A 19,467-nucleotide genomic window follows, 5' to 3' on the forward strand; every position below is an offset into this window, starting at 1 on the left:
GTCTCGTGGGCTCGGAGATGTGTATAAGAGACAGACCTACTGAGCTATCACGCCGATGTCGCGTATTAAACAGTTTCAGTTGTAAATCGTCAAGAGCAGAGAGAATAATTTTCTTCAAATGTTTACTTTTCCATCAACTCGCGTCAATTTGAGTCATAAATCGAACAGTGTTTACCAAAGACCTCAGCAATAAAACAGATTTAAGCGGTTATTTACATAAAAAAGCAGCCTTAAGGCTGCTTCTGACTGCGCTATCTTTAGATCTTTTCCAGATTGGCGAGACAACGATGAATGGCCCCACAGCCCGGCACAAACTTTTTCACGCCTTTTTCTTCTTCCATGCGGCAAACTTCGCTCACCAGCCTTTCTGCAACGCCACGACCACGGTTGGCCGGATGTACGACGATATTTTCCAGAATCCGGCTTTCGCCCTGTCCGGTGCACCAGATTGCCCCAATAATTTTGCTATTAAATTCTGCGCTATAAACTGAGGTATACTGTGCAAGGTTTTGCTCTAGTTGTTCCATGGCATCTGACCCGTCGCTAAATTCCGGGCTCGTGTCATACAGTCGCTCAAGCTGGCTGCGCACTTCGTCATTTTCTAAAGAAGTATAAGCATGTACGGTGATAGGCATTGATAAACCCTCCTGAGCAATCTAATATGCGGTGACTTCGTCACGGCGAAAATATTTTCTACATCAATCATTTTGACGTATTTGAGGAACGTGTCTATGACAGATCGTATCAGTGAAGTGGTAAGAAATACCAACGAAACCAAAATTCGAGTTCGTTTGAATCTCGACGGTACTGGTCAAGGCACCTTAAACACGGGTATTCCCTTTTTAGATCATATGATTGATCAAATCAAGCGGCATGGCCTGTTTGATATTGATATTCATTGTGATGGCGACCTGGAAATTGACGACCATCATACTGTGGAAGACTGCGGTATTACGCTGGGTCAGGCATTTGCACAGGCATTAGGCGATAAAAAAGGCCTGAAACGCTATGGTCATTTCTATGCGCCACTCGATGAGTCTTTAAGCCGTGTCGTGGTGGATCTGTCTGGTCGTCCGGGTCTGTTTATGGATATTCCATTTACCCGTGCCATGATCGGCCGTTTTGATGTGGATTTATTCTCTGAGTTTTTCCAGGGCTTTGTAAACCATTCCTTGATGACGGTGCATATCGACAACCTGAAAGGCAAAAACAGCCATCACCAGATCGAAAGCGTATTTAAAGCATTTGCGCGTGCGCTGCGTATGGCCTGTGAAGTAGATCCACGTGCTGCCAATACGGTAGCTTCAACCAAAGGTACACTGTAATGACCCGTATTGCCCTTCTTGATTATGGCATGGGAAATTTGCACTCTGCGGCAAAAGCATTAGAACATGTCGGTGCCACGGTTGATGTGACCAATGATCCAAAACTGATTACACAAGCAGACAAGATTGTTTTTCCGGGCGTAGGCGCGATGCGTGACTGTATGCAAGGCATGCACGAAGCCGGGATTGATGAAGTGGTACGCAATGCCGTATTTAACAAACCGGTATTGGCCATTTGTGTCGGCATGCAAGCCTTGATGCAGCATTCTGAAGAGAATGGTGGTACCGATGCACTGGGTATTTTCGAAGGTGCGGTTAAGCATTTCCCAGAAATGGCGGGCTTAAAAGTGCCGCATATGGGCTGGAACCAGGTGCATCAGGTCGAGCCTGATCATCCGATGTGGAACAATATCGAACAGGACGCGCGTTTCTACTTTGTGCACAGTTACTATGTAGAACCACAAGATTCAGAATTGGTGGCAGCTACTTGTACCTATGGCATTGAGTTCTGCACAGCGATTCATAAAGAAAACCTGTTTGCGACCCAGTTCCATCCGGAAAAGAGCCATACCGCCGGTTTACAGTTATTGAAAAACTTTGTGGACTGGAACATCTGATTTTTCTTTCCTCTAAAAAGCTCGCAGATTGCGGGCTTTTTTATTCATTTAGATTAGTTCACTGCTAGTGATTCTGACTATTTTTTAGTCATTAAAATTGTTATGATGTTGAAGTAAATCATTATATTTAAAAATAATTAAACTCAGGGGAAATACAATAATGAATCCACACTATCCAAGCAATGAATCAGCTTTAAGCCCAAATGGTCGTTTTGGCCGCTTGTCTTATCTCGGCTGGAACATGCTAATGACCTTTTCGCTCCTGATCATCATTGGGATCATTGCAGCTTTTTCACCTGGCCTATTTATGGATAGCTCTGCCTTGGCAGGCTCATCCATGGTTGCAACTGTTCTCATCGGACTCGCTTACTTGGTCATGCTTTATTTTAGTTTTGTTTTTACTATTCGCCGTCTACATGACCGCAATCATACTGGATGGTTATCGCTGCTGATCTTGGTTCCGCTACTCAATCTGATTTTTATCCTTTATCTGATTTTTGCCAAAGGTGATGACAGAAGCAATCAATACGGCCCGCGACGTACCACCAAAGCTTGGGAAAAGGTGTTGGGATTGATTTATGTACTTATTTTTCCAATCGGTATTTTAGCCGCGATTGCAATCCCAGCTTATCAAGACTATGTGACGCGTGCTCAACAGGCGCAGATGGAACAGAGTAGCTATCACACTGATTAATGCTATTTAAATTTTGTATAAAGCTCATTCTTTATGGGCTTTATTTTTGCCTAGCGCTAGAAAAGTGATTAAGCTGAACGCATTCATTTCATGATTAATGCGTATGGAACAGCTGCTGGACATTTTACCAAGCAAAGAACAAATTCAGGCCTTTCCTGTATTTCAAAATCTTCCGATGCAACAGATTCAGGTGATTAATCGCCTGGAACAATGTCATGCTCTTGAACAGGAACTAAAAAGCCATGCAGTCCTGGGTTTCGATTCTGAATCTAAGCCCACCTTTAAAGTCGGTGAGGTTTCTACCGGGCCACATCTGATTCAGCTGGCCACTTTAGATAAAGCCTATTTATTTCAAATGAATGATTCGATCTGGGATTTTCTTAAACCGATCTTTGCCAGTCGCGAGCAGATCAAGGTCGGTTTTGGCCTGAAAAATGATGCGCACCTGTTCCGTAAAAAAGGCATTGAACTGAATAGTGTGATTGAACTGTCCAAATGTTTTAAAGCTTTTGGTTTAAACAATCCGGTCGGATTAAAAAATGCCATGGCTTTGCTATTTCAAGTAAATTTTCCTAAATCAAAACGGATTAGCACCTCGAACTGGGCCAGCAAGAAGCTCAGCCCGGCACAAATTGATTATGCAGCCGCAGATGCCTATGCACCTGTGCTGGTATTCGAAGAATTACTGCGTCGGGATTTATTACCCAGAGAGATTCCCAATACTTCACTGAAATTGAGAATCCGTCCTTCATCGACGGCTTAAGTGCTTCATTAGGATGCTAGTCATAGCAACTTGATGTACGCATAAAAGCTGTGATGAGCGCGGTCGATGAGAAAGTTGTGACTTTAGCGGATCTTATAGCTTCGATTATCGACCAGCTCAGTACACGACCCGTTTTGGAAAAGCTGATCTCCATTCAAGAGACGAATCATTAAATCCATTAAAATAAATGACCTCACTGCTACCTATCTATGGACAGGTTTTCTTTATTCATACCGTTTAAGAGTTAGAAATTTCGACTTTATTTGCTAAGATGAATACACTCAAATTCATTCTAAAGATTAAGCAAGGAGCGAAAGCATGCTGATCATCCCTGCAATTGACCTGAAAGATGGCAAATGTGTCCGTTTAAAACAAGGTCGTATGGAAGACGATACCGTATTTTCAGACGATCCGGTCGCAACAGCACAGCATTGGGTAAATGAAGGCGCTCGCCGCTTGCATTTAGTAGATTTAAATGGTGCTTTCGCAGGTACACCAATCCATAAGCCAGTGGTTGAAGCCATTGTCCGATCTCAGCCTGATTTGCCGATCCAGATTGGTGGTGGTATCCGTTCTCTGGAAACCATCGAGCATTATCTGCAAGCCGGTGTTTCTTTTGTGATCATTGGCACCAAAGCAGTTCAGGATCCTGAATTTGTTGAAGAAGCATGTCGAAAATTTGCTGGTCATATTATTGTTGGGATTGATGCCATGAATGGCATGGTAGCAACAGATGGCTGGGCCAATGTGACTGATGTCAAGGCTACTGACCTGGCGAAACGTTTTGCCGATGCTGGCGTTTCAAGCATTGTCTACACGGACATCGCACGTGATGGCATGATGCAGGGTGTGAATATTGAGCAAACCGTGAATCTGGCGCAATACTCAGGTTTGCCTGTGATTGCATCTGGTGGTGTGACCAATCTGGATGATGTGCGTAATCTGAAAGACCAACCGGGTATTTTGGGCGCAATTACCGGCCGTGCGATTTACGAAGGTACATTAAGCTTGCGTGAAGCACAGTTATTGCTAGATGAGCAACAGGCGCTATAATTAAGCCTGCTGTAAAAGAGGTCTTCGGACCTCTTTTTTATTTTTTAATTTTCTGATCTCCTGGCATGTCTACACTTATTTCTAAAAATCACTCCGGCTGGTTGGTGAAAGCACCGCAACTTGCCCTGATCATGATCACCATTATCTGGGGCGGCAGTTTTATTACTGTGCAATACGGGCTAAATTTTAGCAGTCCGATTATGTTTGTCGGCCTGCGCTTTGCTGCGGCAGCGCTTGCCGTCACCCTAATTTCACTGAAGTCGCTAAAAGGCATGAACCTGAAAGAAGTGTTCGCTGGCGCAGTGATTGGGATCATGATCGCCATCGGTTACGGCACCCAAACTGTGGGCTTGCAGACCATTAGCAGCAGTGAGTCGGCTTTTTTAACCGCCTTATATGTTCCACTGGTTCCGATCCTGCTCTGGCTCATGTTCCGTAAAAAACCGCATGTCATGACCTGGATCGGAGCGCTGTTTGCCTTTATCGGTCTGGTGTTTTTGACAGGCAATGGCTTTGCTGCAATTCAGCTCAGTTTCGGGCAAACCCTGACGTTGCTCGGTTCCATCGCGATTGCACTGGAGATTATTTTTATCAGCCATTTCGCTGACCGAGTCAATGTACGCCGGGTCACGGTGCTGCAACTGATTTTTGCGTCCGTGTTCTGCCTCATGATCGCGCCCGTATTAGGTGAATCTCAGTTACCTGAATTTCACTGGCATCTGGCAGGAATTTTAGTCGGTTTAGGCATTGCCAGTGCCTTAATCCAACTGGTGATGAACTGGGCGCAGCGCATGGTCGATCCATCACAGGCGGCAATTATCTATGCCGGCGAACCGGTATGGGCAACCCTGTTTGGCCGTCTGGCCGGAGAACGTTTACCGTCACTGGCTTTATTAGGCGGATTGCTGGTGGTACTGGGCGTGATTGCCAGTGAATGGAAACCGAAGTTTTTCAGAAAACAACCAACAGAAGAATTAAAGCAAGATCTTTCTTAATTCCGCTAAATCCTCCTTATAAAAAGGGGGATTTTTTTCTCTAGGGAAATACGGCTAAAATTATTTGCTATACATCGGTCTATTGTCATTTAAGCGCATGATGCCGCGAATCGCCCGATACACAATCCAGATCCAGGCCAAAACCACCACCACTAAACAGAACGCGGATGCACCAAATGCGACCCCTGCAAACAGGTTAGGATCTTCACCAGTAAAGAACAAAAAGAAAAATGGAATAAAGGCGACGATATTCCAGAACAGATACCACCAGAAACTGCGGATCTGCCAGGTAAAATGGCTTTCAAAGATGGAACCGCGCACATCGTGCCGTTTCACATAGTTAATGATCAACGCCACAAGAGCCAGCAGGCCAGCACTAAAAATGGCCACAATATATAAAATGTACAGTGCAAAAGTCAGTGTGCGGTTTGAATCTTTATCAATGGAATAGTTCACGTCCCCTCCTAGTACTTCCCCCTAGATATTTAAACTATTCAATGGGGAAATCAACCATATAATCAAAATGATGTTAAAGACTATGGTACAAAAATATATCTGCCGGAAAGGTTGTTTTTGTGTTTTATGCCGTAATTTCTGCTGTGCCAGCCAAGCTGCCGGCCAGCCGCCCAAGAAGGCCACCAGATGCAGGGTATTTTCCGGAATACGGCGATTACCCAGCTGTGCCGCTTCCTTATCTTGGGCATAAAGCCAGTAACTGAGCGCATTCATCAGACTGACCAGCAACAACACTAATCCACTGAGTAAACCGCCCAAGGTTAAAGCCACCAGAAAAAGAATATAGAGCACACAGGCAATTTGCATCGGCTGTAATTTCTGTGTCTGCTGTGACTTGGACGGTTTAAATTTTGCTTGCAGACTTTTGGCTTGAGATGCTTTCAGGTACATCACTTGTTGCGCGCGATAACGGCCGCGTTCATCCAGAATGACCAGATAATCCAGCGCACAGCCCACGATTGGACGTGGGCCAGGCTTGGCAAAGTCCTTGATATGCAGAAATACGCGATCTTTAGCTGGGTCACTGGGCTGGATAAAACCATAGCCCTGATCATCAAACCATTCCACCAAACGTCCCTGATCGCGCATATCCCCTACCCCTTTTGATTTGATTGTTTAAGCGGTGACGAATTTTAAGCGTTCAATCAGCATATTACGCATTTCGTCCGGATTTTTTTGCAAAATATCTTCGCCCGTACGGCCTAATGCTGCATTACGCTGTGCCACCTGCAGACGCATCATCCAGAACCGTCCTGCTGCCATAGCCAGATATAACTCCAGGCAGGCGCGTTCATCACTGGTTAAAGGACGAATCGTTTCATAGGCATTTAAAAAGGCAATCGCTTTTTCTTCGTTTAAGACCACGTCAGGATATTCGGTACAGAAGTCATTTAAAGTAATGGCGATATCGAACAACCATTCATCTTTATTCAGCTCATAAAAATCCAGAATGCCATTCAGCTGATCGCCTTCAAACAAGGTATTGTCACGGAACAGATCGGAATGAATAAAACCGCGTGGACGGTCCGGATATACCGCCGTCAAGGCTTCATATAAACCTAATAATTTACCGAGCAAGACTTTATCTGCCGGACTCAAGCTCGGTTTGATCTCTTGAGACACTGCCAGCCAATACGCATGATCACGCACGAAATTACGTTGCAGGTTAAAGTCTTTGAGAGCCACATGCATTTTTGCCTGAGCGACTGCAATCGCCTCTACCTGCGCGATGGTAGATGGCATCGGATGTTCACCCATCAGGCGCGGTGCAATCTGTGCCGGTTTATCTTTAATGCTGTGAATGGCTTTGCATGAATGCGACAAAGGTACGGGAACGGCCAACCCGGCCCGACCCAGATGTTCTAGCACAGGAACCAGTTCACCCGCTGCCCGCTCATCCATATCTTCAAACACCGTCAGCACATATTGCTGGTCTTCGCAGACTAAAAAGTAGTTGGTATTTTGAATACCGCCTTGAATGGGAATCAGATCAATCGCCTTTAAACCATAAGGCGCTGCAAAATCCTGAACTTCCTTTAAAGTCAAAGTGGTATAAACCGACATAGAAAACCTGCGAAAAAACTTACATAATTTTGCTAGAATACCGTTTCCATCTGCCAAGGTGTAGCGCTTGCGTGGGTGAGTTTCATAATCGGCTGTAATAATTGGAAAAATTTATGCTAGCTAAACGTATTATTCCTTGTCTGGACGTGGATAACGGCCGCGTGGTCAAGGGTGTTCAGTTCCTTGATATTCGTGATGCGGGTGACCCGGTCGAAGTGGCGCGCCGTTATAATGAACAAGGTGCCGATGAAATTACTTTCCTTGATATTACTGCTACACATCATGGACGCGACACGACTTACCGAACTGTTGAACGTATGGCCGAATCTGTATTCGTGCCTCTGACTGTCGGTGGTGGTGTCCGTAAAGTCGAAGATATCCGTTTATTGCTCAATGCCGGTGCAGACAAAGTCAGCATCAACTCGGCTGCGATTTATAATCCCGAGTTTGTGCAGGAAGCATCTCAACGCTTTGGCGCGCAGTGTATCGTAGTGGCGATCGATGCCAAAAAAACTGGCGACCACAAATGGGAAATTTTCACCCACGGCGGCCGTAAAGAAACCGGGATTGATGCGATTGAATGGGCTGTGAAAATGGCTGACTTCGGTGCAGGTGAATTACTGATTACTTCGATGGATGCCGATGGCACTAAAGCCGGTTACGACATTGCCCTGATGCGTGCTATCAATGACCGCGTCACGGTACCGACGATTGCTTCCGGTGGTGTGGGTAATTTACAGCATTTGGCGGACGGTATTATTCATGGTGGTGCCGATGCGGTACTGGCAGCTTCAATTTTCCATTTTGGCCAACACACCATTCCGGAAGCCAAAGCCTATATGGCAGCCCAAGGCATTGAAATGCGCCTCTAAGCCGTTTTAGATGATGATTTAATTAAAGAGTGTTTTTATAAACACTCTTTTTTATGCCTTAAATAAAACAACACAGCAAATACGGGACAAAAAAAAGGAGTCTTTCGACTCCCTATAAGACCAAGATAAGACTACAGCACTTGGTATTCAAAATAACTCATTACACCCAGAAACATTATCAGTATGAGGCTTTGCTCACTGACAGGAGCAAATATAAGTGAAATCCGCAGGACAATATTGACAATACAATCGTATTTTATTGACAAATCACGACAAAGCCCTGTTTTACTCCATAACCTGCATATTTAACTGCTTCATTACCGTATTTTTTGCAGTATTTTTCGACATATTAGTGGAAGCATCTGCCCATTTAACCGGAAAATATTGCGCTGCCCAGCGGTTCAGTTTTTCCGAGATCGGTGCAGGCAAGCTCAAACCTAAAGGATTCTGTTCCTGCAAATCTGCCGAGGAAATCACCCGGGTCCCGAGCAGATAGTCAAACCAGGGCTTGGTGACGCACCAGTTGGCATCCTGATTACTATTCATATGATGATCATAATGCCAGGGTAATTTCTTTTTGGCCCATTCCGGTTCCAGATGAGCCCGGCGATGTAAATAATAATAGTTGCCTGCACTATACAGGGCGGCCAGTGACATGCCTTTGGAGAAGGGATAAAAACTGAGTCCAAAGACGGTCGCAACGACTGCCAGTGAGGCAATTTCATTGCGGGTACGCCAGTTGTCCAATCCTTCTACATAGCCGAAATCGGAAAATTCCGTTTTTCGCACAATCCGGTGATGCTCCCAATGTGAGCGCATACTCTCGGGTACCGGACTATAACGGCTCTGTCCCGGCTGGTGAACACCATGCAATACATATTTATGTGCAAACCATTCAAATCCATTTGCGACGACAAGTCCTGCCAGAAAACCTTTCCACATAATCTTTTACCTCTTGGTCTATTTTTAATATAGGCTAAATAAAAGACTAGATATTGACCAAAATATTCAATATGATTGACAAAATACGACAAAATAAAAGAATTAAAAATGCTGGTTCTAAAAAACTACGTAGGTTCAGTATACGGTGGTTTAGGACATTTACTTTTGGACTATTATCAGTTGAAACAGCTTGAAGTCCCTGAGAAATTATTGGCCATTCAAAATCTGGAACGCTTTGATTTCGCCTTGTGGCGTGATCTATTAACGACACTTGATCAACAGCTGCAACGGCCGGCTTTGGGACTGGAAATCGCTCAACTGGTTGAAGCTAAACACCTCGGTATTATTGGCTATCTGGCGCTCTCAAGTAAGACCTTGGGTGAAGCCTTCATGCGCTATCATGATTATCATCGCCTGATTTATGATGGCGGCCCACTTCAGCTGCAGTGGCAAGGCGATTATCTGTCGATTGGCTGGGTTGAAGTTCCGTTTCATCTGAATACCCAATTGACCGATGAAATCGCGATTGCGCTAATGACGGAATTCGTGAAAGCCAATGTTCAGAACCCGCACGGGGTTCAGTTATATGAAGTGCATTTCCAGCATGCAATGCCTAAAAATATTGCACTCTATGAGCAGTATTTCGGCTGTAAAGTCCGCTTTTCTCAAGCCAGAAATCAGGTGTTAATGCATGTCAGTGAACTGTCCAGACCACTGAAACAGGGCGACCAGACCTTGCAAAAACTGCTGATGCAGCAGGCTAAAGCATTGCTAGAAAAGTTCCCGGACTCCACTCTGGTGGATCAGCAGCTACAACAGGCGATTCTGATTGGCCTGCAAAAAAACCTGTTCCAGATCGAACATATTGCCGAGCAGATGAATTTTTCCGTGCGTCAGTTACAACGCCATTTGCAGAAACAGGGCAAAACCTATCAGCAACGTATGCAGGAAATCCGCTGCATGATGGCCATGCAATATCTGAAAGATCCGCACTTGAGCTTGCAGGAAACTGCCATGTTACTCGGTTATTCTGAACAGAGTGCATTTCAGCGTGCCTTTAAGCAATGGACCCAACTGACGCCGCAGCAGTGGCGCCAACAGAATATGTCAGCTGCTTAAACCACCAGCATGTTGGTTTGATAGACTGGCTTCAAGCAGCGTTGATGATTTAAATCCCTTGCCCCTATGACCTGATGATAAATATAAAAATAAGGACTTAAAATATGGATAGATATCTTGCTGAATTGTTCGGCACGTTCTGGCTGGTATTTGGCGGTTGTGGCAGTGCTGTCATTGCGGCTGCTTTTCCGGAATTGGGAATTGGCTTCGCTGGTGTATCCCTGGCGTTTGGTTTAACCGTCCTGACCGCAGCCTATGCACTAGGTGTTTAGTCCCAGATTTTAATGGTGCAATATTCTCAGATAAATGGAAGGAAGCACTATGGGACAAGTTCTACACAGCAGCGCCACAACGACACAGGCAGTGCATCGAGCAAAACAAAAAAGTCAAGAGAGCTTAAGAACGCTAGCCAAGCGTTACGGTATCAATCAAAAGACCGTCGCAAAATGGAAGAAACGTACTTCAGTAGATGATCTTACAACCGGGCCTAAGAATCCTCGCTCAAGCGTGTTATCGCCTGAAGATGAGGCGGCAATTGTTGCTTTTCGAAAACGTACTTTGTTGCCGCTAGACGATTGCCTTTATGCATTGCAGCCCAGTATTCCTTATCTGACACGCTCGTCGTTACACCGCTGCTTGCAGCGGCATGGTATTTCACGACTACCTGAGGTACAAGGTGATCGCCCTGTCAGGAAGCGCTTCAAGAGCTACCCCATTGGTTACTTTCATATCGACATCGCTGAGATGCGAACAGTACAGGGTAAGCTTTATCTCTTCGTTGCCATTGATCGCACTTCCAAGTTCGCGTTCACTGAATTGCATACTAAAGCCAGTAAGATGGCAGCCGCGGAGTTCCTGCGCAATCTGGTTAAGGCTGTACCCTATAGAATCCATACGGTGCTAACAGATAACGGCATCCAGTTCACGAACCGCACCTGTGATCGCTACGCCTCTGAGCACATCTTTGATCGGATTTGTACTGAATGTGGCATTGAACATCGTCTTACCAAGGTCAAGCATCCATGGACCAATGGACAGGTCGAGCGGATGAACCGAACGATTAAAGAAGCTACTGTCAAACGGTTCCATTACGACGATCACACTCAGCTATGCATTCACCTTGCTGATTTTATTGCTGCATACAACTTCGGCCGCAGACTCAAAACACTCAGGGGCCTGACTCCCTACGAATTCATCTGCAAACAGTGGACAGATGAACCTGAACTTTTTAAGATTGATCCGATCCATCAAATGCCGGGACTAAACAACTAGGTCATATTTCCGGTGGACACTTTAATCCGGCAGTCAGCTTTGGTCTGTGGGTCGGTGGCCGTTTTGAAGCCAAAGAGTTAATTCCCTATATCTTTTCCCAGCTGATTGGAGCAAGTATCGCCGGATGGATGCTGTATCTGATTGTACAGGGTCAGGCGGGCTTCACCGGAACCGGTGGCTTTGCCAGCAATGGATTTGGCGAACTCTCACCCGCTCAGTATTCTCTGGGATCTGCATTAATCATCGAGATTGTACTGACTGCCATCTTTCTGATTGTAATTATGGGGGCAACTGACCGTCATGCGCCTATAGGCTTTGCGCCGATTGCGATTGGTCTGGCTCTGACCCTCATTCACCTGATCAGTATTCCGGTCACCAATACTTCGGTGAACCCTGTACGTAGCACAGGTGTGGCGTTATTTGCAGAAACTGCGGCATTGAGTCAATTGTGGTTATTCTGGCTTGCGCCAATCGTGGGCGGAATTTTAGGTGCGCTGATCTATAAAAGCTTGCTGGAGAAAAAAGCTTAAACGCTGACTTGAAAATAAAGAGCTCACCTTTTGGTGGGCTTTTTTGTTCCATATGGAGCATCCATTGATATTTTTCTACGCCAATCCCATGGTGCAATGGGGTGATCATCCATCCATAAACCGAGCTTTAATTGCTTGCTGATATGTTCTGCTGAGCTATATGTATATCGATCTATAAAAGGTTGATCATCTTGATAATACTTATAGTGCCAAGCATATCCTTTTTTGACTTGTAACAGGTTACAATCCGTATCATCTGCCCTGACTTTAGCAAGTAATCTATCGTATTTATCCTTCTTTACCCACTCAATCTGGACCTTTTTTGCTTGTCGAATACAATTTGCCAGAGCTTGTGTACTCTCAGTTCCAAATCTTTGGTCTTTTTCAGGAGCATCAATCCCCATCAAGCGGATTCGATATTTCTCTCCTTGAGAAGCAAAGTGAATAGTGTCTCCATCTATAACCCTTAAATTTGGAGAGATAAGAATGCCATAGGCATTTTGTTTTAGTATTTTAGCTTGTGTGAATGGCACGTAGCTCATCATGATGAATGTGCTACTACATGCCAACAGCATTTTAAGGTTTTTCAACACAGAGAAAATCTTATTTCATCAAACGAAGAAATTGAGGATTTTTAATCTGCATTTGAATATTATTTTTATACTCTTCGACTAATCCTCGACCACAAAAACGTTGACCAATTTTAGTATCAATTTTTCCAAATCTTTCTTCAAACCATCGGTAATCATTATCCCAAACTAAAATCGTTAATGTTTGATTAGGATATTTTTTATCTAGATTCAAATAGTGGCGATTTGATAGATGTTTGGTTTCGACCAATGTGCCACATGCCATTACGGTTTTTCCCATATAAAATGCTGCTTTATATGCCTCAATTTTGGGTTCTCATGCTTGTAGATAAAAACTGCCGAATACCGCCACTAAACCCAAACTTAATTTCTTAAACATCTTAATCTTTCTCATATCTCTTAACTAAACCACACAGCTGCAAATACAATGAGTACAGCAATGACAATGATTAGAATCCATGTCAGCACTTGATCCTTGCTTAATCCTTTGTCATTTTCTAAAATTTTTTGCCTTAATTTTTCCTTATAAACTTGTAAATCAATCTGCTCTTGCCTTGCTTTCAACTCCTGCTGACGAAGCAACTCCAAACGTTTCTGCTCCTCGATCTCTTTCTTTTTTCTTTCCCTTTCATCTTCATCTTTTATGTATTGATCTATCCACATCAATACAAAAACAATGCCGACAATCGTAAGGATCCCCATTTACATGCTGACCTGATCTGAACTAGAAAGCTTGATTTGTGGCGTGCCTTTATAAGTAGAGATTTCTCCAGAAACACAAATATTCTCATTCGCGTATCTTTGTATATCACCCACTTGATACTGATCGCTAGACCAAACAACAACAGTTAAATCCTGACTTGGATACGCCCCACCCAAGTTCAGGTAAGTCCCTTTAGAAAATGCTTTAATCTGTGCAACATGACCACAAACAGTTTTATATTCACCAACATATCGTGTTGCTTGATTCGACTGAACCACTGAGGCATTTTGAGATATAGATTGCGGTGCTAAAGTTTCAACTGACTCATAATGGCTCGCTTCATTTTGATCACTCTCTTGAGAAACTTTTTTTAATTCAACATATGGTTCTTGAGTTTCAGCTTGCTTTAAAGCTTGTAAATCTGATGAAGAATTAGATTCTAATGTCTGTGTTAACAATTGTGGTTCAGGGTAAGTGTCTGTTGGCTGTTTTTCTTTCAATACATATGTGCTAATTCCTGCGACCAATAAAACTACCACGCCGACTAAGGCCATATGTGTATTCGTTATACGAGAAGATTTTTGAATGATTTCTGGAACTGGTGTTGGAATCGGAGGTTCCTTATCAGGCGGCTGTGATATTTGATTTTTTTCCTGAATCTCTTTCATTTGCTGCATCAAAGTCAGCATCATGAGATTAATATTCTTTAATGCCTCATTTGTTTGATCATTTTGGGGTTGCTCTTTCTGTGCCTCAAGTTGCTTCTTTAAAGACTGAACAACGCTATTAAGCTGTTTTATTTCCTGATCTTGAGTATTGGATTGGCTTTGCTTTAACACCCGATCTAATTGCTCTTGATAGCTAGCCAAACTCTCCTCTATCTGTTTTTTGTAATTGATGGCTTTCATATGCTTGGTCTGCTGGCTATAGAGGATTGTTTGAATTTCATTAATAACTCGGTTAGGATTATTTAACCAAGTTGTATTTGCATAACGAACCAAAGTGCCGACTTTAACCACTAAAGCATTTTGTCGTTCTAAAGTCTTAGTTAATTCTTGGTTTAAAAATTTATCTCGACCATCTAATTCAATAGAAAGAAAATAGCCTTTTTCTTCATTTTTAATACAAAAATCGATATAACGATTTCCTCCGTCAAAATCAATAAAATGATATTGAGGGATGACATCATTAGGTGTGATTTCTTTAATTTTTGTTAAAATTTCAATAGCAAATCGTTCTTCAAAATCCACTGGATGTTTCATCTTATGTTTATTGAGATAAATCCATTGCTGCCATGTCTGCATATTATTTACCTTAAAAACAAAAGCACATTTTGTTATAAATAAGTATATTAAAAATAATATGATTTTTCTATTTTTTAGGCAACTAATTAGTTTCTTTGTTAAAAAAACTCACATCAATGTGTGAGTTTCTCGATCAAGCTTTTAAGCGATTACTATCAAAAACTAATAAAATGGATTTTCCACTCCATCTTCATCATCACGTTCTAATTTCTCAGGTAAATCAGGCGTATTTTCCAAATGGTTTACAATGTCATTCAATAAAGCCTGTAAGACTTTTGCAACCTTTAAGCCTTCTTGATCTTTTGTAATCTGTAAATTACCGTACAAATTGACACGATCCAAATCATTTTCGACAGTTAAATCATGAATCCCATGAGATTCTGTACCATTTTCAAATGCTTTAAACATATCCTTTTCACCTGTCGTTGTTATTTTTCCATGAATGTCTGATGTCGATGCTACCCGAATCCCGGTTTTTTCAGCAAGCCTATTTCAACAACTGCAAAATATATTGCAACAGGGCATCAATCAGCTGCTTCTTAATGATATCTTGGGTTTCATTGTCTATCATACCTCCAGTCGCAGAGGAGCTCGAGCTGCTTGAACCGGAAGACTTAAACTCACGTTGCAGTGCCTGCAGGTTTTCTTCAGAAACCTCTTCGGCACACTGACTTTCACCATCCCAGCTTGAATAAGAAATTTGCTGATTGGGTTTTACTTCTGATGCTTCCAATGGCAACTTATAGGTATTGCGCTTTTGGTCTTCAGTTATTTGAGGAAACAGATTGATACCTAACCTTTCTTCTAAATAACAGATACTTACTATTTTTACCTGAAGAGAATCATCATTAGGGGCATAATAGACACCACTCACCCCAGTTTTTGGAATATACAGAGCTTTATATACATATTTAGGGACTAAAATTTCGCTATTAGGTGTTATTTGAGCGATACAATCATTATATAGCTTTTTATTAACATTAGATTTTTGGTCAGGCTTCTCTTTATCATTTTTTTCTTGTTGTTTTTTACAGTTTGTACGCTCTTGACTAATAGAACTGAGATTAGTTTTTTTAAGATACTCTGGGGTGAATACAGGACCGGTCACCACATAGACATCCTGTTTCTGCTTAGTCACAATGGCACGGGTGGCCTCTTCCAGCTCACGCCAGACCTGCTGATTATTTTTAGGCGCTTGCGTTCTGTGTACTACATTTAGTATCATATTTAAACAAAATAATAAAAATAAACTGAATAAAAAATAGACAATATATTTAAAATTCCTGTTATGCTTTTGATATTATAATCAAGTTGATAATAAGGTATAAAATAATGATAACTAAATTAAATGTTTTAATAAAACAAGATTTAAATAGAAGTTCATTAAAACTACCTGTATTATTTATTGATAATTATCCATTCCTACCACTTCTACATTATATGATTGATAGGAATACATCACCTTCTAAAAATGAAAAATTAATCCAAGCATGGAAATTATTTTTAAATTTTTTTTTAGTTAAGGGAAACTTATATAACTCTCCCAAAAATATATTATCTGAATTCATAAAGAATTTATATGATGGCACCATTGGCCAAGATGGCATTGACCATTCAAATTTATATTGGGAAGTAAGAAATATTAAAAATGCTAATACAATAATTTCAGAGATAAATTGTGCATTTGATTATTTCTTAGAAATAAACCCCAATGCAACACATTTAAATCCATGGCGTAAGGCTACAAACTTAGAACAGAAAATATTAACAAGCGCATGGTACTACAAAAAAAATAATTCTTTCTTTAATCATCTAATTGGGAAAGATGATAAATCGAATAATACAACAAAGAAAAGATCAGCACATCAAAGAATTCCTACTAGCTTTGATAAGCTTAATAATACAAAAAGCTTTCCAGAAGAAATTTTCTCTAAATTACTTGTAGAAGGGTTTAGAAATAGAAAAAATATCTCAAACTCTGATATATGTAAGATTTCTCATGAAACACATAATATTCGAGATATATTGATTACACTTTTAATGCACTATGGTGGGCTCCGTATAAGTGAGGTGTTCCATCTCTATGTGACCGATGTTATACCGGTTCCTGATGATTCTGATGATTCTGATGATTCTGATGATTCTGATATTGCATTAGTTCGTATATTCCATCCAGAATATGGTCTTCCACCAGAAGATAACTCTATAAATAATAGAAAATCTCTTTTTAAAAACAGAAGAGATTGGTTAAATAAAAAATATGGATTACATCCGAGAAATATTTTAAATAAAGATGATATTTATTATGCAGGATGGAAAAATTTAAGATTAGATGACCAGCAGAATCAATCTATTACCATCCAGTGGTTTCCTAAAAGTGCAGGTAAAATTTTTCTTAAACTCTGGTATGTATATTTAATTGAACGAGCAAAGCATACTCGTCTCTCTAAAAAACACCCTTATGCTTTCGTAAACTTAGAAGGTCATCCATACACAATAAAAAGTTATCAAAATGCTAGAGATAGGGCATTCAAGAGAATAGATTTGATAAATTCAACCTCGTATGGAACAAATACACATTCGCATAGACATGCATATGGTCAACGTTTAGCAGACTGTCATGTTACTGATAAAGTGATCATGAAATGTATGCATCATAATTCATTAAAAAGTCAGTTGATATACACATCACCAACTCAGGAAAAGGTCAGAACAGAATTAGATATTGCAGAGAAGAAACTACAAGAAAAAATGTCTAAATATCCTTCTAAGGTTGACAAGCTATCTACTAATGCTAGCTATGAAATACAATCTATTTTAGATCTTGAAAATTTAATCAGAGAATAACAATCATGAATAATAAGACATATATTAACGCAGATACAGGAACAACAAGATCTAAAGAACAAATAAAATTGGGGCTTTTCCCTAGTAGATCCTCATCTTTTTCGTGGCTACTCATTTATGATCCATTGCTTGAAAGTTGGATTGAGCCTTTAGAAAAAGCAATAACAGATATTGCAAAAGATACGAGTAGGTCACGAACTGACTTTATTTATAAAACTATCAATTTATTAATAAAAAATATTGAAGCTTTGGGGTTATCTAAAAAATGTAGTGAATCTTTTTCAACTAAGAATAAAATAGATTTTGATCTTTTTATTAAACTAGAGTTGGATAATAAAAAGCCAATTCAAACTTATACTGCTATGAGATTGATATTGGAAAAAATTATAAAAAATGAATATTCTACTTTCAATAAAAATGAAGTAAAAGTTTTTAGTAATATCAAAAATCCTATGATCCCTATCCCTATAAATAAACAAAATGGTTGTTCTGTCATAACAAATCAATTTTGGGATAAAGATTTCAAATGGTTAACAGATTTAGATACCGAGCTAGAATCGTTACGAGAAATGTTAGTCAGGCAATGGCCCAAAATATGTCAAGAAAAAAATTATTCAAAAAATACTCAAGCATCATTACAACCAGTTCTTAGATGGTTTTTCAGCAATTTAGATAAATTAAATTTACCTAAATATATTAGAGATATCTTATTATCTTCCAGAAATCTTGATTTTTTTGAGTTTTCAGCATTGATACCAACTCAGACAAATTTATCAGCATCATTTCAACTCATTCATACGATTTTTATGAGTGAAATTATTGATAACTACAGCTATATTGATAACGGTAAATTACGAGCACATAAAGAGCATGATAGCCCTTTAAATATTACGAATATAATTCAACCTAAAACAGAAAAGTCCATGCTTTGGATAAGGGACATAAGTACTAAATTATGGAAAATCCAAGAATTCTTCGAATATTATATTCCAATTGTTGGTGAGAGATTTGAACCACACACTCTCCTAGCACATTTACCAAAAATCAATGTACTAGTTAAAAAATTATCAGAATTAGATCTGCCCTCATCGCCAGAAAAAATCATTATTTCTGAAAAAAAAATTCACCTAGATGATTTTTCTAAAATTTATGGATTCAGTAATATTTCACAAAGTTGGGACTTTATTTGTGATATTTTTGATGAGTATATCCGAACAGAACACTCTCATCTCAACGAAAATCAATATCGCATTCCAAACAAAGGGTTTTCCAATCCCTTTGTTCGAACAAAAATATTATTCAAGCCAAATATCACATACTCTAACCTATTAAAATATAATGAAAATTATATTAATTGGATTCCAATTCTTACAGAATTTACCACCACATATTATCTTAATCAAGATAATACTTTTGGCAAAGGCAAAGCTAGCATACATTGGGAAAGGCAAGTAATTAGCTGCTTACATATGTTTTTTTGTATTTTAATGCCCACTTTCAATATAAATTCTGAAATAAAGAGTTTACTTTTTTCATCTGAATTAGAGGAAAGCTATACTAAATTTGCAGAAAGTGAAAAATACTAGACCTCTTGCGAAAGTAAAAACCACCTCAATATAAATTTCATGAGATATCAGAAATTAAATCGTTTTTCAGATTCTGAATTCAAACGCTTGGTTGGCGTACCTCGACATGTTTTTACTGAAATGGTAGAGGTTTTAGAAAAAGCAGAATCACTCAAAAAGAAATCAGGTCGTCCTCC

General features: G+C 40.6%; 21 protein-coding genes and 3 pseudogenes. 13 read left to right on the forward strand and 11 right to left on the reverse strand.

Features of this window, described 5'->3' with window-relative positions:
* Positions 1–257 precede the first annotated feature (257 nt).
* Positions 258–635, reverse strand: coding sequence for a GNAT family N-acetyltransferase (locus BFN00_RS14990; RefSeq protein ID WP_071852281.1), 378 nt, complete (start codon positions 633–635; stop codon positions 258–260).
* 96 nt (positions 636–731) lie between these two features.
* Between BFN00_RS14990 and hisB the strand changes: the two genes are divergently transcribed.
* From hisB to BFN00_RS15020, 6 genes are all read left to right on the forward strand, one after another.
* Entirely contained in the window at positions 732–1,325 is a 594-nt protein-coding gene (gene hisB, locus BFN00_RS14995) for an imidazoleglycerol-phosphate dehydratase HisB (protein ID WP_004729244.1), read from the forward strand.
* The gene (gene hisH, locus BFN00_RS15000) at positions 1,325–1,942 is read left to right on the forward strand and encodes an imidazole glycerol phosphate synthase subunit HisH (RefSeq protein ID WP_071852282.1); all 618 of its coding nucleotides are present in this window, start codon (positions 1,325–1,327) and stop codon (positions 1,940–1,942) included. Before hisB ends, hisH begins: the two co-directional genes overlap by 1 nt.
* A 160-nt stretch (positions 1,943–2,102) precedes the next feature.
* A complete protein-coding gene (locus BFN00_RS15005; RefSeq protein ID WP_005173134.1) occupies positions 2,103–2,636 on the forward strand; it encodes a DUF805 domain-containing protein in 534 nt (177 codons plus the stop codon).
* Positions 2,637–2,739: 103 nt separating this feature from the next.
* The gene (locus tag BFN00_RS15010) at positions 2,740–3,399 is read left to right on the forward strand and encodes a 3'-5' exonuclease (protein ID WP_071852295.1); all 660 of its coding nucleotides are present in this window, start codon (positions 2,740–2,742) and stop codon (positions 3,397–3,399) included.
* 318 nt (positions 3,400–3,717) lie between these two features.
* Positions 3,718–4,452 carry a 1-(5-phosphoribosyl)-5-[(5-phosphoribosylamino)methylideneamino]imidazole-4-carboxamide isomerase gene (gene hisA / locus BFN00_RS15015; RefSeq protein WP_004278658.1) on the forward strand — a complete coding sequence of 245 codons (735 nt, stop codon included), beginning with the start codon at positions 3,718–3,720 and terminating at the stop codon, positions 4,450–4,452.
* Between the two features lie 65 nt (positions 4,453–4,517).
* Positions 4,518–5,447 carry a DMT family transporter gene (locus BFN00_RS15020; RefSeq protein ID WP_071852283.1) on the forward strand — a complete coding sequence of 310 codons (930 nt, stop codon included), beginning with the start codon at positions 4,518–4,520 and terminating at the stop codon, positions 5,445–5,447.
* 60 nt (positions 5,448–5,507) lie between these two features.
* Here the strand turns inward: BFN00_RS15020 and BFN00_RS15025 are convergent, their stop codons facing one another.
* Genes BFN00_RS15025 through BFN00_RS15035 form a run of 3 tightly spaced genes read right to left on the reverse strand, consistent with a single transcriptional unit; the run spans position 5,508 to position 7,526 of the window.
* The gene (locus BFN00_RS15025; protein WP_004278660.1) at positions 5,508–5,903 is read right to left on the reverse strand and encodes a DUF4870 family protein; all 396 of its coding nucleotides are present in this window, start codon (positions 5,901–5,903) and stop codon (positions 5,508–5,510) included.
* Positions 5,904–5,924: 21 nt separating this feature from the next.
* Positions 5,925–6,551: a DUF1294 domain-containing protein gene (locus tag BFN00_RS15030; protein WP_071852284.1), complete on the reverse strand. Its 627-nt coding sequence runs from the start codon at positions 6,549–6,551 to the stop codon at positions 5,925–5,927.
* Between the two features lie 27 nt (positions 6,552–6,578).
* The gene (locus BFN00_RS15035; RefSeq protein WP_071852285.1) at positions 6,579–7,526 is read right to left on the reverse strand and encodes a homoserine kinase; all 948 of its coding nucleotides are present in this window, start codon (positions 7,524–7,526) and stop codon (positions 6,579–6,581) included.
* 113 nt (positions 7,527–7,639) lie between these two features.
* Between BFN00_RS15035 and hisF the strand changes: the two genes are divergently transcribed.
* Positions 7,640–8,398, forward strand: coding sequence for an imidazole glycerol phosphate synthase subunit HisF (hisF, locus tag BFN00_RS15040; RefSeq protein ID WP_004647284.1), 759 nt, complete (start codon positions 7,640–7,642; stop codon positions 8,396–8,398).
* Between the two features lie 285 nt (positions 8,399–8,683).
* Here hisF and BFN00_RS15045 read toward each other — a convergent pair whose 3' ends face one another.
* Complete coding sequence (locus BFN00_RS15045) at positions 8,684–9,340, reverse strand: sterol desaturase family protein (protein WP_071852286.1); 657 nt, start codon at positions 9,338–9,340, stop codon at positions 8,684–8,686.
* 108 nt (positions 9,341–9,448) lie between these two features.
* Between BFN00_RS15045 and BFN00_RS15050 the strand changes: the two genes are divergently transcribed.
* The 4 genes and pseudogenes from BFN00_RS15050 to aqpZ all read left to right on the forward strand — a co-directional run.
* On the forward strand, positions 9,449–10,459 hold the full coding sequence (locus tag BFN00_RS15050) for an AraC family transcriptional regulator (protein WP_071852287.1): 1,011 nt from the start codon (positions 9,449–9,451) through the stop codon (positions 10,457–10,459).
* 104 nt (positions 10,460–10,563) lie between these two features.
* A pseudogene (locus BFN00_RS15055) lies at positions 10,564–10,725 on the forward strand (aquaporin); the annotation flags it as partial.
* 55 nt (positions 10,726–10,780) lie between these two features.
* The gene (locus tag BFN00_RS15060; RefSeq protein WP_071852288.1) at positions 10,781–11,731 is read left to right on the forward strand and encodes an IS481 family transposase; all 951 of its coding nucleotides are present in this window, start codon (positions 10,781–10,783) and stop codon (positions 11,729–11,731) included.
* Positions 11,716–12,261: pseudogene (gene aqpZ, locus BFN00_RS15065) on the forward strand (aquaporin Z); the annotation flags it as partial. The gene BFN00_RS15060 and the pseudogene aqpZ, both read left to right, overlap by 16 nt.
* Positions 12,262–12,284: 23 nt before the next feature.
* On the opposite strand, the gene BFN00_RS15070 reads toward aqpZ, so the two are convergent.
* The 6 genes and pseudogenes from BFN00_RS15070 to BFN00_RS15700 all read right to left on the reverse strand — a co-directional run.
* Positions 12,285–12,794 (reverse strand): thermonuclease family protein, encoded by a 510-nt coding sequence (locus tag BFN00_RS15070; RefSeq protein ID WP_157799606.1) that lies wholly within the window; start codon positions 12,792–12,794, stop codon positions 12,285–12,287.
* 70 nt (positions 12,795–12,864) lie between these two features.
* Positions 12,865–13,131 (reverse strand): hypothetical protein, encoded by a 267-nt coding sequence (locus tag BFN00_RS15075; RefSeq protein WP_249449805.1) that lies wholly within the window; start codon positions 13,129–13,131, stop codon positions 12,865–12,867.
* Between the two features lie 119 nt (positions 13,132–13,250).
* Positions 13,251–13,553, reverse strand: a complete 303-nt coding sequence (locus BFN00_RS15080) for a hypothetical protein (protein WP_071852290.1) — start codon at positions 13,551–13,553, stop codon at positions 13,251–13,253.
* Positions 13,554–14,858 (reverse strand): hypothetical protein, encoded by a 1,305-nt coding sequence (locus BFN00_RS15085; protein ID WP_071852291.1) that lies wholly within the window; start codon positions 14,856–14,858, stop codon positions 13,554–13,556.
* A gap of 162 nt (positions 14,859–15,020) precedes the next feature.
* Positions 15,021–15,266, reverse strand: coding sequence for a hypothetical protein (locus tag BFN00_RS15090; RefSeq protein WP_071852292.1), 246 nt, complete (start codon positions 15,264–15,266; stop codon positions 15,021–15,023).
* A gap of 79 nt (positions 15,267–15,345) precedes the next feature.
* Positions 15,346–16,056 (reverse strand): annotated as a pseudogene (locus BFN00_RS15700) (DNA/RNA non-specific endonuclease); the annotation flags it as partial.
* Between the two features lie 134 nt (positions 16,057–16,190).
* Here BFN00_RS15700 and gmtY point away from each other — a divergent pair.
* Together gmtY and BFN00_RS15105 are read left to right on the forward strand one after the other, a co-directional pair.
* Entirely contained in the window at positions 16,191–17,705 is a 1,515-nt protein-coding gene (gene gmtY / locus BFN00_RS15100) for a gamma-mobile-trio recombinase GmtY (RefSeq protein WP_071852293.1), read from the forward strand.
* Positions 17,706–17,710: 5 nt separating this feature from the next.
* Positions 17,711–19,291, forward strand: coding sequence for a hypothetical protein (locus tag BFN00_RS15105; protein WP_071852294.1), 1,581 nt, complete (start codon positions 17,711–17,713; stop codon positions 19,289–19,291).
* Positions 19,292–19,467 lie beyond the last annotated feature (176 nt).

The organism is Acinetobacter sp. AR2-3, assembly GCF_001878775.1.
Taxonomy (GTDB): domain Bacteria; phylum Pseudomonadota; class Gammaproteobacteria; order Pseudomonadales; family Moraxellaceae; genus Acinetobacter; species Acinetobacter lwoffii_D.

Excerpts from the sequence above, each read along its gene's own strand:
- BFN00_RS15060 (WP_071852288.1), top strand. The coding sequence starts at position 10,781 with ATGGGACAAGTTCTACACAGCAGCGCCACAACGACACAGGCAGTGCAT.
- BFN00_RS14990 (WP_071852281.1), bottom strand. The coding sequence starts at position 635 with ATGCCTATCACCGTACATGCTTATACTTCTTTAGAAAATGACGAAGTG.
- gmtY (WP_071852293.1), top strand. The coding sequence starts at position 16,191 with ATGATAACTAAATTAAATGTTTTAATAAAACAAGATTTAAATAGAAGT.
- hisB (WP_004729244.1), top strand. The coding sequence starts at position 732 with ATGACAGATCGTATCAGTGAAGTGGTAAGAAATACCAACGAAACCAAA.
- BFN00_RS15085 (WP_071852291.1), bottom strand. The coding sequence starts at position 14,858 with ATGCAGACATGGCAGCAATGGATTTATCTCAATAAACATAAGATGAAA.
- BFN00_RS15010 (WP_071852295.1), top strand. The coding sequence starts at position 2,740 with ATGGAACAGCTGCTGGACATTTTACCAAGCAAAGAACAAATTCAGGCC.
- BFN00_RS15005 (WP_005173134.1), top strand. The coding sequence starts at position 2,103 with ATGAATCCACACTATCCAAGCAATGAATCAGCTTTAAGCCCAAATGGT.
- BFN00_RS15050 (WP_071852287.1), top strand. The coding sequence starts at position 9,449 with ATGCTGGTTCTAAAAAACTACGTAGGTTCAGTATACGGTGGTTTAGGA.
- hisH (WP_071852282.1), top strand. The coding sequence starts at position 1,325 with ATGACCCGTATTGCCCTTCTTGATTATGGCATGGGAAATTTGCACTCT.
- BFN00_RS15035 (WP_071852285.1), bottom strand. The coding sequence starts at position 7,526 with ATGTCGGTTTATACCACTTTGACTTTAAAGGAAGTTCAGGATTTTGCA.
- BFN00_RS15045 (WP_071852286.1), bottom strand. The coding sequence starts at position 9,340 with ATGTGGAAAGGTTTTCTGGCAGGACTTGTCGTCGCAAATGGATTTGAA.
- hisF (WP_004647284.1), top strand. The coding sequence starts at position 7,640 with ATGCTAGCTAAACGTATTATTCCTTGTCTGGACGTGGATAACGGCCGC.
- hisA (WP_004278658.1), top strand. The coding sequence starts at position 3,718 with ATGCTGATCATCCCTGCAATTGACCTGAAAGATGGCAAATGTGTCCGT.
- BFN00_RS15020 (WP_071852283.1), top strand. The coding sequence starts at position 4,518 with ATGTCTACACTTATTTCTAAAAATCACTCCGGCTGGTTGGTGAAAGCA.
- BFN00_RS15105 (WP_071852294.1), top strand. The coding sequence starts at position 17,711 with ATGAATAATAAGACATATATTAACGCAGATACAGGAACAACAAGATCT.
- BFN00_RS15090 (WP_071852292.1), bottom strand. The coding sequence starts at position 15,266 with ATGTTTAAAGCATTTGAAAATGGTACAGAATCTCATGGGATTCATGAT.
- BFN00_RS15030 (WP_071852284.1), bottom strand. The coding sequence starts at position 6,551 with ATGCGCGATCAGGGACGTTTGGTGGAATGGTTTGATGATCAGGGCTAT.
- BFN00_RS15080 (WP_071852290.1), bottom strand. The coding sequence starts at position 13,553 with ATGGGGATCCTTACGATTGTCGGCATTGTTTTTGTATTGATGTGGATA.
- BFN00_RS15075 (WP_249449805.1), bottom strand. The coding sequence starts at position 13,131 with ATGGGAAAAACCGTAATGGCATGTGGCACATTGGTCGAAACCAAACAT.